The sequence below is a fragment of the Candidatus Palauibacter sp. genome (genome assembly GCF_965222475.1).
Classification (GTDB): domain Bacteria; phylum Gemmatimonadota; class Gemmatimonadetes; order Palauibacterales; family Palauibacteraceae; genus Palauibacter.
Map to the genome: position 1 here is coordinate 324225 of NZ_CBDCUB010000004.1, position 14638 is coordinate 338862.

Annotated in this window: 11 protein-coding genes and 1 pseudogene; all 12 read left to right on the forward strand. The window is 68.7% G+C overall.

All coding sequences use genetic code 11. The features are described 5' to 3' along the window. The first annotated feature begins 49 nt into the window (after window positions 1-49). The 12 genes and pseudogenes from ACOQPP_RS10105 to ACOQPP_RS10160 all read left to right on the forward strand — a co-directional run bounded on the left by ACOQPP_RS10105 (window position 50) and on the right by ACOQPP_RS10160 (window position 14637). On the forward strand, window positions 50-298 hold the full coding sequence (locus ACOQPP_RS10105) for a hypothetical protein (protein WP_419166732.1): 249 nt from the start codon (window positions 50-52) through the stop codon (window positions 296-298). 226 nt (window positions 299-524) lie between these two features. After that, window positions 525-1946, forward strand: a complete 1422-nt coding sequence (locus ACOQPP_RS10110) for a cytochrome-c peroxidase (protein WP_419166731.1) — start codon at window positions 525-527, stop codon at window positions 1944-1946. A 1257-nt stretch (window positions 1947-3203) separates the two neighbouring features. Further along, window positions 3204-4742: an IS1380 family transposase gene (locus ACOQPP_RS10115; RefSeq protein WP_420636442.1), complete on the forward strand. Its 1539-nt coding sequence runs from the start codon at window positions 3204-3206 to the stop codon at window positions 4740-4742. Continuing rightward, window positions 4679-5035, forward strand: a pseudogene (locus tag ACOQPP_RS10120) (IS1634 family transposase); the annotation flags it as partial. The gene ACOQPP_RS10115 and the pseudogene ACOQPP_RS10120, both read left to right, overlap by 64 nt. Window positions 5036-5366: 331 nt before the next feature. Next, window positions 5367-5726, forward strand: coding sequence for a hypothetical protein (locus ACOQPP_RS10125; RefSeq protein ID WP_419166729.1), 360 nt, complete (start codon window positions 5367-5369; stop codon window positions 5724-5726). A gap of 107 nt (window positions 5727-5833) precedes the next feature. Further along, entirely contained in the window at window positions 5834-6910 is a 1077-nt protein-coding gene (locus tag ACOQPP_RS10130; protein ID WP_419166728.1) for a hypothetical protein, read from the forward strand. Window positions 6911-7165: 255 nt separating this feature from the next. After that, on the forward strand, window positions 7166-9238 hold the full coding sequence (locus ACOQPP_RS10135) for a PQQ-binding-like beta-propeller repeat protein (RefSeq protein ID WP_419166727.1): 2073 nt from the start codon (window positions 7166-7168) through the stop codon (window positions 9236-9238). Between the two features lie 161 nt (window positions 9239-9399). Next, the gene (locus tag ACOQPP_RS10140; protein WP_420636443.1) at window positions 9400-9972 is read left to right on the forward strand and encodes a hypothetical protein; all 573 of its coding nucleotides are present in this window, start codon (window positions 9400-9402) and stop codon (window positions 9970-9972) included. 176 nt (window positions 9973-10148) lie between these two features. Then, window positions 10149-10895, forward strand: coding sequence for a hypothetical protein (locus tag ACOQPP_RS10145; protein WP_419166725.1), 747 nt, complete (start codon window positions 10149-10151; stop codon window positions 10893-10895). A gap of 18 nt (window positions 10896-10913) precedes the next feature. Then, a complete protein-coding gene (locus ACOQPP_RS10150) occupies window positions 10914-12221 on the forward strand; it encodes a hypothetical protein (protein WP_420636444.1) in 1308 nt (435 codons plus the stop codon). 137 nt (window positions 12222-12358) lie between these two features. Then, entirely contained in the window at window positions 12359-13438 is a 1080-nt protein-coding gene (locus ACOQPP_RS10155) for a hypothetical protein (protein ID WP_420636445.1), read from the forward strand. Between the two features lie 218 nt (window positions 13439-13656). Continuing rightward, entirely contained in the window at window positions 13657-14637 is a 981-nt protein-coding gene (locus ACOQPP_RS10160; protein WP_420636446.1) for a D-2-hydroxyacid dehydrogenase, read from the forward strand. Window position 14638 lies beyond the last annotated feature (1 nt).

Here is a 14638-nt window from a genome sequence, read left to right on the forward strand (position 1 = left end):
GCGTATCCGCGTGGCTCCCACCCTCGGACCCGTTCCACCGCGCCGGTGAATGACCGACGACGCGAAGAAGGTCCTCGCCGCGTTCGCCGATGGATCCCTGTTCGGTCCTACCGCGGTGCAGCGGGTTCTCGGCTGTCCGGCGCGGCGAGCAAGTCGGGCGATTCGTTCCCTCGAGGACGACGGGATGGCGCGGATCGCCGACCGCGGCCGGAGACGGATCTACCGTCTGACGCCACGGGGCCGCGACCTCGGCCACGCGGCGGCCGAACTAACCGCAATAGAGGAGCGGCCAGCATGAACAGTTGGCGATTCGCTCCTGCAACGCCGCAGTGAGACGGCGGCGGCGCGGGACCCCGCAAGAACAGGAACATGCACAAGGTTTGATCCCTCGATCTACCGACCGGGCCAGGGGCGGTGGCGCGGTGTCCGCAAGGCCCGCGGCGGGGCCATGCCCGGCCGCGCGGATGGTGTCCAGACCCGACTCCATCCAATAGCCACGCCAACGACGCCGGGAGGAAACGCACATGTCACACTTGCAGCGCGACAAGCGGTCGCCACGCCGTGCGAACGCGAACAGTCCACTCCGTTCGCCGGCCGCACTCCTGCTGGCTCTGGCGCCCATGCAGGCCTGCACGGACGACGTCGTCGATCCGCTCGATCCGGTCGGGCCGGACGATCCCGTGCAAACCGGTCTGGTCGCGACGGTGCGCGAGTTGGCGCGGGAGCAGGACCTCCGTCCGGTCACGTTGCCCGCTCCGGTTCGAGGTGAGTTGGTCACGCTCGGCCGCGCGTTGGCCTTCGACAAGATCCTGAGCGGGAACCGCGACGTCTCCTGCATGACCTGTCACCTGCCCACGTTCGCAACGGGGGACGGCAAGTCGCTTCCGGTCGGGCAGGGGGGAGAGGGGCTGGGACCCGACCGCACGCACCCCGATGGGCAGTTTACCCTGCGCCACTCGCTCGCCCTCTTCAATCTTCACCGCGTGCGCAAGTTTTTCTGGGATGGCCGGCTTGAAGAACTGGACGATGGCTCGATCGGGTCTCCGGCCGGGGAGCACTTGACGTCCGAGATGGAAGCCGTACTCGAGTTTGGCGCCGTATCGGCCGCCGGACTCTTCCCGGTGAGTTCCCGCGAAGAGATGCTCGGGCCCGGCAACGAGTTGGCGGAGGTTCCGGACGGCAACTTCACGGAACTGTGGTCCCGGATCATGGCGAGGCTGGGCACGATCGACGAGTACCGCGAACTGTTCGAGTCGGCCTATCCGGGCACTTCCTTCGATGATATGACCTTCGCGCACGCCTCCAACGCCATCGGCGGATTCTTCGCCTCGTCGTTCTCGTTCTCGGACTCGCCCTGGGACCGCTTCCTCGGAGGCGATGACGACCAGCTCGCCGAGGCGCAGTTGCGGGGAGCCAGGAACTTCATGACGGTGGGCTGCACGAAGTGCCATCAAACGGATGTCCTGGACGCCCGCCCCGGAAACGAGTTCCACAATGACGCCCTCGCGCAGTTCGGGCCCGGACAGGGCGACGGGCCGACGGGAACGGATGACTTCGGCCGTGAACGCGCGACCGGGGACCCCGAGGATCGCCGCCGGTTCAAGACGCCTCCGCTGCGCAACGTCGAGTTGACGGCTCCCTACGGCCACGTGGGCCAGTTCGTCACGCTGAGGGGCTTCGTGGAGCACTACAACAACGTGGACAGCACGCTCGTCGCCTACGACGTCTCCCAGGTCGAAGCGCTGCTCCGGCCCACGCTGCTGCACAACTACGACGAGATCCTCGCGACGCGCGACACGATGCTGCTGCCGATTCGTCTGGAGGAGGCCGAGGTCGACGACCTGATCGAGTTCCTCAAGGCGCTGACGGACGACGCGGCGCGGGACCTGTCGGCGGTCACGCCGGCCAGCGTGCCGAGCGGGCTCCCCATCGATCGATCACGATGACCCCCTGAGGGGCTGAAACCCGCACTCTCGCCGGGGATGAGGCAGCGGCTGGCCACCGTCCTGTTGACCGGGAACCACGGAGCCCGCGGGCCTGGAAGGCGAACCGGCTCCGCAAGACTCCTGAGCGCGTGCCGGAGGGGTCGCGCCACCAGACTGGCATGAACAGTTGGCGATTCGCTCCCGAAACGCCTCGATCTGCTTGCGCGGCGTCAGTATCGTTCGTCACCGGCCACCCCTCCCGGGATGATCGCCGGAATATCGTCGAACGATCGTTTCCTGTCGCCCCGGGATCACATGCAATCCGCTATGTTAAGAGACGGCGGCGGCGCAGGGGACCCCGCAAGAACAGGACATGCACAAGGTTTGATCCCTCGATCTACTGACCCGGCTAGGGCGGTGGCGCGGTGTCCGCAAGGCCCGCGGGCGGGGCCTGCCCGGCCTCGTCCCCATCCACCGTCCGCAGTCGTGCTATCGGCCATCGTCCGCGGCCCGGTCGCGCTGGACTTCCGGATCTTCTTATGAATCCCGGTGCGCGCCCGCGCGGGCCAAGACGACCGGCGGCATCGAGATCACCATGTCGCGGGGCCGGGGCACGCCATGAGGGCCGGGGCACGCCATGAGGGCCGGGGCACGCCATGAGGGCCGGGGCACGCCATGAGGGCCGGGGCACGCCATGAGGGCCGGGGCACGCCATGAGGGCCGGGGCACGCCATGAGGGCCGGGGCACGCCATGAGGGCCGGGGCACGCCATGAGGGCCGGGGCACGCCATGAGGGCCGGGGCACGCCATGAGGGCCGGGGCACGCCATGAGGTCGCTGGCTCGTGTCTCGCTCACGCTGGCAACGGCGGCCGCGGCGATCCTTCTCTCCTGTGGCGAGAGCCCATCAGAGCCCGCTACAACCGCCGCCTCCCCCGTCAACGCCACGACCTCCCCCGGATCGGCCGCGCTGTCGGCCCTTGGGGACACGGTTCGGCTTGCGGCGGAAGTTCGGGATCAGACCGGACGTCCAATGCCCGGCGAGACGGTCGTTGGACCGAGCTCCGACCAGCCGGCGGTAACGGTCACACTCAGCGGGCCGACGGAAGTCAACGAAGACGCCGGCGCCTGGCACTATTCGCTGACGGCAACCACCGCTAGCCCCAAAACAAGCGCGATTCGTCGCGGACCCCTGTTAAGAAGTACCGGAAAGGCCTATCTTGATTGTAGATAGCGGATTCGGGCGCGGACGCCCGGTCCCAACCAAGGAGGCCTTTCCGGTGAAGAGAATATCGCATCGCAAGAGCAGGAAGAACAGTGCCCGGCGGAAGCGGAAGGTTCGGGCCCGGCACGCGAGGGCGAGGCGGCGGGGCTGCCGGCCGAAGCCGGTGTTCGGGGCGGGCATGGTGCATTACGAGATCGGGGCGCGGACGAGCGCGATGAGCTTCGGGGGCATCGGCGCCGTGCGGCGGCTGGTGGCGAAGCTGGGGCTGGCGCGGGAGATCGACCGGCACCTGGAGCTTCTGCAGCGGCACCTGCCGTACCACGAGTCGGACCACGTGCCGGACATCGCCTACAACCTGCTGTGCGGGGGCGCGCGGCTGGAGGATCTGAACGGCCTGCGCCACGACGCGGCGTACATGGACGCCCTGGGCGCGGAGCTGATCCCGAGTCCGACGGCGGCGGGCGACTTCACGCGGCGCTTCTCCGAGTCCGGCGTGATCGAGCTCATGGAGTGCGTCAACGCGGCCGGGCCCAAGCTGTGGCGGGGCCGGGGCCGGGATCTGCCGGGGCCGGTGGCCTACGTGGACATGGACGGGACGCTGGCGCCCACGCTGGGCCGGAAGAAGGCGGGCATGGACATGTCCTACAAGAAGGTGTGGGGCTACCACCCGCTGGTCGTGTCGCTGGCCAACACGGACGAGGTGCTCTACGTGGTGAACCGGCCGGGCAACGCCGTGAGCCACTCCGGCGCGGCGGAGTGGATCGACCGGGCCATCGGCCTCGTGGCCCCGTATGCCGAGCGGGTGTGCGTGCGCGGGGACACCGACTTCTCTCTGACGGTGAACTTCGACCGCTGGAGCGAGAAGGCGGACTTCATCTTCGGCTACGACGCCCAGCCGGCGATCGTGGCGCGCGCCGAGGCGCTGGAGGCGGACGCGTGGACGCGCCTGGAGCGCGAGCCGCGCCATGTGTCGCCGACGGGGGCGACGCGGAGCAAGCGGCCCGACGAGAAGGGACGGATCGTGCGCGAGCGCGGTTACGTGAACAAGCGGCTCAACCACGAGGACGTGGCCGAGTACGACTACCGGCCGGGGAAGTGCCGCGGGACGTACCGGATGGTGGTGGTGCGCAAGAACACCGGCAAGATGAAGGGCGAGCTCGCCCTGGTCGACGAGATCCGCTACTTCTTCCACATCACCACCCGGAGGGACCTGGGCGCGGCGGAGGTCGTCCGGCTGGCCAACGCCCGCTGCGACCGGGAGAACGTGATCGAGCAGCTCAAGAACGGGGTGAACGCGCTCCGGGTGCCGGTCTACGACCTGGTGAGCAACTGGGCCTACATGGTGATGGCGGCGCTGGCGTGGAACCTGAAGAGCTTCCTGGCCATGATGATGCACCTGAAGGCCGACCGCCGAAGGTACGTCGCCATGGAGTTCAGGCGCTTCGTCCGCGAGATGATCCTCGTGCCCTGCCAGGTCATCCGCCGGGCCCGGCGGACCACGCTCCGGATCATCGGCTGGCGGCCCACCACCGACCGGCTGTTCAGCGCTTGGCGCACCATCGAGAGGACCGCGTTCCAGACCGGCTTCGGCTGACGCTGTGCGACATCACCTCGGTCTACTTCGAGGGCTCGAAGTGCCCGCTGGCCAAGCGCGGCTACTCCCGCGACGGCAAGCGCGGCAAGCTCCAGATCGTCTTCGCCCTGCTCTGCGACCGCGAGGGCTGTCCGGTCGCCGTGGAGGTCTTCCGTGGCAACACCGCCGACCCCGGCACCCTGGGCGCCCAGATCGAGAAGCTGCGCAAGCGCTTCTCCCTGTCGCGCGTCGTGCTGGTCGGCGACCGGGGACTCCTGACCAACGCCCGCATCCGCGAAGAGGTCCGGCCCGCGGGCCGCCCCCGGCTCTCCCGCTCGTCCCACGCCTCCACCCGAATCCCCCGGGACCGGTGTCTCCCGGCGCCGAATCACGCCCCCCAAAGCCCCGGCCGGCAAGCGAAAAAACGAGGGCCGCATCCCCGCCCCGGCACCACCCAAAACCGGCTTCCCGGCACACTCTTCGGCCCATAATCCGCAGCTCAACGTCATAATGACGCCTCGCCAGCGCTACTCGCTTGTTTTAGGACTAGGTTGGGAGCGAGTCCCGGGAGCGAGTCCCGGGAGCGAGTCCCGGGAGCGAGTCCCGGGAGCGAGTCCTTCGCCTGTTAGACCCGGGAGGAACCTCATGTACCGCCGCAACCCCGTCCGCTTCGTCTCGTTCCTCAAGCCCTTCACGCGCGACGGCGTCCGTCGAGTTGTGGCGACCGCCCTCCTCCTCTCCATCACGTCCGCGCTTGCCCCCTTCACGCCGCTCGGACATGTCCACGCGGAGGAGGACGAGTACGAGGTCAGCGATGTGCCCGCGACCGAAGCGGATGCCGCACCGGGCGTGGACGGAGCGGCGGCGGTTCAGGGCGGCTGTGCCCCGTACATCTCGGGCGGCCCCAATAACCCCGATCGTGGCGTCCGCGTATCCGGATTTTGTGTGGATGTTCCCTTGGACCCCTGGGGCTTCGTCACCTGCGAGGTCTGTGTCTGCTTTTAGAGGATGGCCGATGGTCGAATCGAGAACTTTTCAACCAGCGGCGGTTGCGGTTCGACGATTACCATTTTTGGTCCCGCTCCTGATCCCTGTAATACGTTGAACATGTGTTGAGTGACAGCCGAGGAAGAAATGCACCGCTGCTCCACTGTCGGCTTCGCCTGGTCGCGGCAGTCGCGGTGGCGACGTGGGCGTGCGGCGAGGGTGGCGCCGGCGCTCGACCCGATGTCGGTTCGAGCAGGAAGGTCGTGGTGAAGGAGTTGGTGCGGGAACTGCCGCCCGGCGGCGTCCTTTCGGACGACCTCTTCCTGGAGTCGGCTGACGGGTTCGATCTGTTCGGGGACACGGTCGCGATCGCGGACCGCTTGGCGGGTCGGGTCCAATTGTTCCGCTCCGAGGGGGAGCATATCGCGACCCTGGGCGGGCCCTCGGGACCGGGGGATCCCGACGTTCTTCAATCCCCGTGGCGCGTCGAGTTCGCACCGGACGGCGCGTTGTGGGTGGGCGACCTCGGCCGCGGAGCGCTGGTGCGGTTCCCTCCCGGAGATGGCGAGCCGCGAACCGTGCGGCTTCCGGTGATCTCGACCGCAGCCGGATTCGGCGTCGATCATGTCCTCGGTCCGGTCGGACCGAGTGTTGAACCGGGCTTCCTGCTCACGGCGTACGCGGTCGCGGACCGGCCCCTGAACATCCCGAACGAGGTTCCGCTTCCGGCGGAGCTGGCGTCCGAGACGTCCCGGATGAACCGAATACTCCCCCTGAATCTGGTGGTGTCGGGCGGGCGGAAGGGCGAGGTCATCCTCCTCGACGGGATGCGGACGATCCTGTGGCGAATCGAGCTGGAGTACGATCCGCCCAGGATCGTTCGCATCTCCCGCATCGCGGTACCCGATTGGCTGGTCGAGAGCACGCGCGCCGAGATGGAGCGGCGCGTCACGGGCCGCCCCGGCGTCAGCGCGCCGGGGTTTAAGGACATGCGGGCCGGCGAGCGGGGGGTGTGGCTCGTCCCGGCGATTGATCCGGTGGACGGGGTATTCCTGCCCTACGAGGAGGATGGCCGGGCCACCGTGCTGTGGCGCGACCCGCAGCGCCAAGAGGCGTGGAGCAGCCGCATCTTGGACGACGACACGGCCTGGCTAATGTTCCCGGGAAGTCTCATGCGGTTCACGGTCGCGGACGAACGCTGAACGCAATCGACCGGACTGCCCCCCCAACTCCATGAGGGGCGGGTTCGCCCGCAAGGCTGATGTCCGGTATCCACCGGTGACGGGATAAGCCGACCGGTTCCGTCCCTCCAACGCCCGAAGCCGCCTCAGCCGCAGCACACCCGCCCACCGCATACGGCCCGTTGCGTATCGGGAAACGCGCGTCCACCATGGAGTGTTATCCTTGCCGGACACCGGACGGCGAACTGCGGAAGAGAGAACAGCGAGAGCGGACGGATGATCAAGAACCATTGGAGTTGGCGGTCGAGCAGCGCGCTTCTTCTTCCCCTTCTCTTCGGAGCCGTCGCGGTCGGCCCGCTTGCGGCCCAGCGCCCGGGCCCCGGCGTCGAGGGGGCTGCGTGGACCTACCTGGGTGGCGACGCCTGGCACACCCGCTATACGCCGGCGACCCAGATCGACGCCTCGAACTTCGAGAGCCTGGAGGTCGCCTGGCGCTGGGACGCCTCGAGCTTCGGGCCGAGCACGGCGCGGGCCACACCGTCTTACGTCGACGGGATGATGATCACGGTTACGGGCGAGAACCGGCATGTCATCGCCCTCGATCCCTCCACCGGCAGACTCCTGTGGAGTTTCGCGGAACCGATGACCTGGCGGCACGAGTACTCGATGCGGAAGGCGTACGGCAAAGGCGTCGCCTACACCGAGATCGATGGACGCGGCGTCGTCTACATCATCAGTCCCGGGTTCTTCCTCTACGCGCTTGACGCGGTCACCGGCCAGCCGCTGGAGAACTGGGGCGAGGCGGTGCCGCTGCCGGGCTTCCCGTCCACGGGGACGGTGGACATGGTGGCGGACCTCATCGAGGGATGGGGGCCGTGGGAAAACCTGAACCAGGAGTACGACCCGGATCAGGGGATGCCGCTCGAGATCGGCTACATCACCGCCTCCTCCCCTCCCATCGTCGTCAACGACGTGGTCGTGATCGGGAACTCCGCGCAGCAGGGCTACAACCAGACGCGTAAGGAGATGGTCCCGGGAGACATCCTCGGTTATGACGCGCGCACGGGTGAGCTCAAGTGGAAATTCCACATCATCCCGCGGCCGGGTGAGTTCGGGCACGAGACGTGGGAGAACGACGCCTGGCAGTGGACCGGCGACGTCTCCGCCTGGGCGCCGCTGTCGGCGGACCCGGAACTCGGACTCGTCTACGTCGTCACGAACGGCGCCACGATCGACTACTACGGCGGCTTCCACCCGGGCGACAACCTGTTCAGCACGAGCATGATCGCGCTCGATGTGGAGACGGGAGAGCGCCGCTGGCATTACCAGTTCGTGCACCACGACATCTGGAACTACGACACGCCGACCGCCCCGATCCTCATGGACGTGGTCGTCGACGGACGGCCGGTCAAGGGCGTCTTCCAGGCGACGAAGCAGTCGTGGCTGTACGCGCTCGACCGCGAGACGGGTGAGCCGATCTGGCCCATCGAGGAGCGGCCGGTGCCGGCCTCGAAGGTGCCGGGCGAGAAGCTGTCGCCGACACAGCCGCACCCGACGTGGCCGCTGCCGTACGACCTGCAGGGGCGCACCGAGCAGGATCTCATCGACTACACGCCCGAACTGCGCGAGATGGCGCTCGAGTACGCGCGGGAGAACGACCTCTTCGCGCCGCTGTTCAATCCGCCCACGCACCTCGGGAACCCCGACGGCGACGGCCCGGCGCTCATCTGCCCGGGTGGAGGCGGTGGGGCCAACATCACGGGTCCGCCCGTGGCCGATCCGGTGGACGGCGTCGTCTTCGTCACCTCCACCAGCGGGTGCTCTCCGGTGATGGTGGCTCCCGGCATCGAGTCGGAGCTGGATGGCCCCGACCAGACGGGGGTGACCCACTCGGAGTTCTCGCGCGCGACGGGCGTCGTGACCGAGAACACGGCGGACCAGGCAACGGTCGAGGGCCTGCGGATCTGGAAGGGGCCCGTGGGGCGGATCACGGCGATCGACGTCAACACGGGTGAGCACCTGTGGATGATCCCGCACGGGGACGCGCCCGAGCGGCAGCAGGCGGTGATCCGCGACCATCCCATGCTGCAGGGCGTGGACGTGAATCCGAACCAGGGCCGGCGCGGCCATTCCGCCATGGTTGCAACTCCAACGCTCCTTCTTGCGTCTGGACAGACGAGCGACGGAACGCCGCACCTGTTCGCGATCGACAAGCGGACGGGCGAGCGCGTGGGCCAGGTGGAGCTTCCCGGCAACACCCGCTACGGGATGTCGAGCTGGGTCCACGAGGGGAAGCAGTACGTCATGATCCAGTTGACGGATGGTCTCGCGGCGATGACGCTGCCGTGACTCTCGCGGCGAACGTTGGGCGGGACTGAACCCCTCAAGACAGGAAGACGAGAAAAACAATGGTACGTAACAATCTGCGTTTTGGAAGAGTATGGGCCTGCACCGCGGCGGCCTTCTGCGTCATGGCGGTGGCCGCATGCGTCGAGAGCGAGGACGGGCCGATGGAACCCGCGACGCTCAACGAGGCGCCCGTGCCGGTCGGGATGGTGCCGCTGATCACCATCGCGGCCGGCGACCACGTCACGGTGGACGTGTCCGCCTTCTTCCAGGATCCCGACGGCGATCCTCTCGCGTACGGAGCCTTCACGACGAACGCGCTCGTGGCGGGCGCGTCGGTGGCGGGCAACATCATGACGGTGGTCGCGGTGTCCACGGGCCGGGCCGCCGGCGCCATCGTGGCGCGCGATACGGCCGGCGGGGAGGCCGTGCAGAACTTCGCGGTGAACGTGCCGAATCAGCCGCCGCTCGTCGTCCGGTCGCTCCCGGCCCTGAACCTTACGGCGGGGCAGGCGCAGCGGATCGACCTGTCGCAGTACTTCTCCGACCCCGAGGGTGATGAGCTGGAATTCGACGCGGCGACCGCGAACATCCTCGTGGCGGCCGCCCAGGCTTCGGGCAGCACTCTGACCGTGGTCGCCGTCGCCGCGGGGACCACTACGCTCACGGTCACGGCGCGTGATTCGGGCGGGGGCGAAGTCCAGCAGGAAGCTTCCGTGATCGTCCGAAGCGGGTAGCCGAGGCCGTCCCGCAGGGTTCAGGCCGCCGGAGACAGTTCCGTCCCCGGGCACGCGCTCCCGGTCGCTCGTGCCGCCATCGGGCGATGTGACCTGAAGGCCGGTTGCCTCGTGTTAGGAGTGGATGATCGAAAAACCGGCCCGGCGCCCGAGGGGTGCCGTTTGAAGGGGGGAGCGTGACGTACCAAGCCAGACGGTTCTCGATGGCGGTCGGCCTCGCGGTGCTGGCGGGGGTCTGGGCCGCGGACATCGCCCTCGCGCAGGACTTTCTCCTCCGCCGCCCGAACGTGACGCTGGGAGTGCGGTTCGGATACGCCATGCCGCGCGCGGAGGGCGAGATCTTCGACTTCACGCGTGACGAACTCACGGTCGAGCAGGGCGACTTCAACGCGGCCGCCATCGCGGGCGATCTGGGCATCCGGCTCGCGGACCGCATCGACCTTTCGCTGGGGCTCGGATACGAGAACAGCGAGATCGATTCCGAATCCCGCGATTTCATCGGCGATGACGACCTGCCGATCCTGCAGACGACGAATTTCCGACGCGTCCCCTTTACCGTCGGGTTGAAAGCCTACCTGACGGAGCGGGGTCGCCGCATCAGCGATCTCGCCTGGATCCCCGCCAAGTGGGCCCCCTTCGTGGGCGGCGGCGTCGGCTTTGTCTGGTACGAATTCAAGCAGACGGGCGAGTTCGTCGACTACGAGACCCTGGACATCTTCCGCGACCATTTCACGTCGAGCGACGGTTCGCCGCTCGCCTACGCGACGGCCGGTTTCGACTACTCGCTCGGGCTGCGGTGGATTTTCACCGCCGAAGCCCGCTATTCTTGGGCCAGTGCGGACATGGGCAACGATTTCGTCGGGTTCGATCCGATCGACCTGACGGGTCTGCGCGCCGCGCTCGGCTTCTCGCTGCGGCTGTAAACACCGAGGTCAAGTCTCATGAGTGAACAGCGAACTGCTGGAATCGGCTCCGCCCTCTGCATCGCCGCCGTCGCGATGCTCACCGCCGGGCCACTGGCGAACGTGACGGCACAGGAGATGGACGAGCGCTGGCTCGCCTGGATGGGGTGTTGGCAGCCCGTCCGCACCTCGACGACCGCCGACGCACCCGAGTCGCTGCTCTGCTTCCGGCCGAGCGAGGGCGAGGCCGGCGTCGAGATGGTCTGGGTGGAAGACGGCGAGATCACGTCGCGAGAGATCGTGCGGGCGGACGGACAGCCCCGCGAGTCGAGCCTCGAGGGATGCCGCGGCTCGCGGCTCGCAGCCTTCGCTTCGCGACCCGGCCGGGTCTTCATGCAGGTGGACCAGACCTGCGACGGTGGCGTGGAACGCGCGTCGAGCGGGATGTTCGCGATGATCTCGCCCGAGGTCTGGATCGATACGCGCGTCGTCGCGGTGGACGACGAGAAGCTGACCTGGGTGACCCGCTATCGGCTCGCGATGCAGAGCGAGGCGGACGCCGTCGGCCTGGGCGAGATCGCGGCCGACCGCAGCCTGGCGGTGCGCTCGATGCGGCTCGCGGCCTCCGGCAGCTACTCGGTCGAGGATGTGGTCGAGGCCGCGCGGCATGTCGATCCGGAGGCGGTCGAGGCCTGGGTCGTCGAACACGAGAGCCCCCTCGAGGTCGACGCGGACCGGCTCATCCAGCTTGCCGATGCCGGCGTCCCGGAGGCCGTCATCGACATGATGATCGCGCGGAGCTATCCGGAGCACTTCGCCCTCTCCTCCGACCCTGACGCGGGTCCCCGACCCCGGCTCGGCGGCGGGCTCTACGATCCGTACTTCGGCGGCCTGTCCCCTTGGGGGTATCCCTACTACGGTTTCCGGTCCGGCTACTACTCGCCGTATTACGGCTATGGTTACGGGTACGGCTACGGCTACGGGTATGGCTACGGATACGGACCCGGGATCATCCGGGTCGGCGACACCGACAGCGGCGGCCGGGTGATCGCCGGGCGGGGCTACAGCAGCGGGCGCAGTTCCGGCGGCGCTACCCGATTCATCGGCAGTTCGCGGGGCACGCCGTCGATCGGCCGCTCCAGCGGCTCCTCCGGCGGCAGCTCCACCGGCCGCACCGCCCGGCGCCGTGGCGGCGGTGGATACAACCTGCAGATCTCCTCCACCCCAACGGTTTCGAGTGCGGCCAAGCCGGCCAAGAGCACGCCAACGGTGGCTCGTCGCGTCGGCACCTCTTCAGGCGCCAGGTCGACGGGTCGGACAGCGCGGCGCCGCGGGGGCGGTTTCTGATCCCGCCGTAACGCGGTTCAAGTATCCGAAAGGGCCCGGGTGACCGGGCCCTTTCGCGTTCCACGTCTCGCGCCGGTGAGTCGCGGAGGACAGATTGGCCGTGAGGCCGAACTTCCCGCCGGCACGAAGGAGGAACGATGAGTGCGGATCACTGCGGCGCCCGCCCGTCCAGGTACGTCGCAATCGGCGTGCTCGTCCTCGGGGCCGCCGCGGCCCTGCTCCTGCCCGACATGGCCCGAACCCAGACCGCCTCGGCCGACTGGGAGCCCCCGCTGACCCCGTATGGGCACCCGGACCTGCAGGGCAACTGGACCAACCAGACCCTCACCCCCTTCGAACGCCCCGAGGGCCGGGAGCCGGTACTGACGTGGGAGGAGGTGGCCGCAATCGAGGGGGGGCAGGCCGAGACCGTCGCCGACCGTACGGCCCCGGTCGATCCCGATCGAGCGCTGCCGCCCGGCGGAGACCACACCGTGTGCATCGACGGGGCGACCACCTGCTACGACGAATTCTACCGCGAGCCGGGCGACCGCGTGGCGATCGTGAACGGCGAGCCGCGGAGCTCACTCGTGACGCACCCGCCGGACGGCAGAGTCCCGGAACTCACGCCGGAGGCGCGTCGCCGGCTGGAGGAGGCCGCGGAATTCCGCAGCCGATTCGGCCAGTTCGACCACCCCGAGCTTCGGCCTCTCGCCGAGCGATGCATCGTCTCGTTCGGTTCGAGCGCCGGACCTCCGATGCTGCCCAACTACTGGTATAACAACAGCTACACGATCGCGCAGAACGAGGACTACATCGTGATCATGGCCGAGATGGTCCACGATGCCCGGATCATCGAGTTGCGCGACCCGCCCGGGGAGCCGGCGGAGCGCCGGGCCGACCTTCGTCCGTGGTTCGGGAGCTCGTGGGGTTACTGGGAGGACGGAACGCTCGTCGTCGAGACGACGCACCTCAATCCGGAACACGCCTTCAGGGGCGTGCCGCCGTCGAAGGACAGGAAGGTCGTCGAGCGATTCACGCGCGTGGATGAAGAGACGATCCTGTACGAGTTCACGATCGACGACCCCGGGACCTACACGAGCACCTGGGGCGGACAGGTCCCCTTCGAGCGCTTCGACCATCTGCTCTACGAGTACGCCTGCCACGAAGGCAACTACGCGATCTCCAACGTGCTGAGCGGCGCCCGGTACCAGGAGCGGACCGGGGGGGATCGGTAGCGCGCCCTCCGGGGAGTCGGCCGTGGCGCGGGCGCCCGCGAACTCGCCAGACCGGGCATCGCGTCGCGTGCGCATCGCTGGCCGGGCTCGCACTTGGGGGTTGCCGGGCGGATCGACCGCCGGAGAGCGCGGTGGACGCCCCGGGCACGTCGGCCGGGGGGCTCGGCCTGCGCCCGGGCCCCTCGCCCGATCGTTCCTCTCCTGACTGGGAAGCTCCGGTGAAGGTCGTCGCAGTCGACCTGTGGCCCGGACGCACGGCCGAACTGGCGGAGGTCGCCCCGGGCGTGAACCTCGTCGTCGTCGAGAACTCCCGGGCCGCGGCGGCCGAGGCGCACGACGCCGACGCGGTCCTCGGGGCGCTGAACGCGGACATCCTCGCGGCCGGCGACCGGCTCCGCTGGGTGCAACTCGCCTCGGCGGGCGTCGAGCGCTACCTGGCGATCCCCGGGTTCGCCGAGGCCGAGGATCTCGTCCTCACCAACGCCCAGCGCATCTTCGCGCCCGGCGGGGCGGAACACGCACTCGGCATGGCGCTCGCGCTGGCGCGGCGACTCCACATCGCCCGCGACCTGCAGCACGAGCGAAGCTGGGACATCACCCCCCTCACCGGTCCCTCCCCCTACGTCGGCGAAGGCAGCGAACTGCTCGAACTTCGCGGCCGTACCATGCTCGTCATAGGCCTCGGCGGCATCGGCACGGAGACGGCCCGCATCGCGAACGGGATCGGGATGCGCGTCATCGCGACCCGCAGCAGCAGCCGGGAGGGACCCGATTTCGTGGAACGCGTCGGCCTGGCCTCGGAACTCCTGGAACTGGTGCCGGAGGCCGACGTGATCGTCAACGCCCTGCCCCTCACGCCGGAGACCGACGGACTCATCGACGACGTGTTCTTCCGACTGACGCGTCCGAACGCCTTCTACATCACGCTGGGCCGCGGTCGCACGACGGACACGGAGGCCCTCGTCGCGGCGCTCGAAGAGGGACGGATCGCCGCCGCGGGTCTCGACGTCGTCGACCCCGAGCCGCTCCCGCCGGACCACCCGCTCTGGTCGATGGCGAACGTGGTCATCACGCCACACCTGGGCGGTGACTCCGACGGACACATGGAGCGGATGTGGGTCCTCTTCCGAGAGAACCTGCGGCGCTTCGTGGCCGGGGAACCGCTTCTGGCCGTGGTCGACCGGGAGCGCGGCTACTAGG

Excerpts from the sequence above, each read along its gene's own strand:
- ACOQPP_RS10105 (WP_419166732.1), top strand. The coding sequence starts at position 50 with ATGACCGACGACGCGAAGAAGGTCCTCGCCGCGTTCGCCGATGGATCC.
- ACOQPP_RS10110 (WP_419166731.1), top strand. The coding sequence starts at position 525 with ATGTCACACTTGCAGCGCGACAAGCGGTCGCCACGCCGTGCGAACGCG.
- ACOQPP_RS10125 (WP_419166729.1), top strand. The coding sequence starts at position 5,367 with ATGTACCGCCGCAACCCCGTCCGCTTCGTCTCGTTCCTCAAGCCCTTC.
- ACOQPP_RS10135 (WP_419166727.1), top strand. The coding sequence starts at position 7,166 with ATGATCAAGAACCATTGGAGTTGGCGGTCGAGCAGCGCGCTTCTTCTT.
- ACOQPP_RS10140 (WP_420636443.1), top strand. The coding sequence starts at position 9,400 with ATGGAACCCGCGACGCTCAACGAGGCGCCCGTGCCGGTCGGGATGGTG.
- ACOQPP_RS10150 (WP_420636444.1), top strand. The coding sequence starts at position 10,914 with ATGAGTGAACAGCGAACTGCTGGAATCGGCTCCGCCCTCTGCATCGCC.
- ACOQPP_RS10155 (WP_420636445.1), top strand. The coding sequence starts at position 12,359 with ATGAGTGCGGATCACTGCGGCGCCCGCCCGTCCAGGTACGTCGCAATC.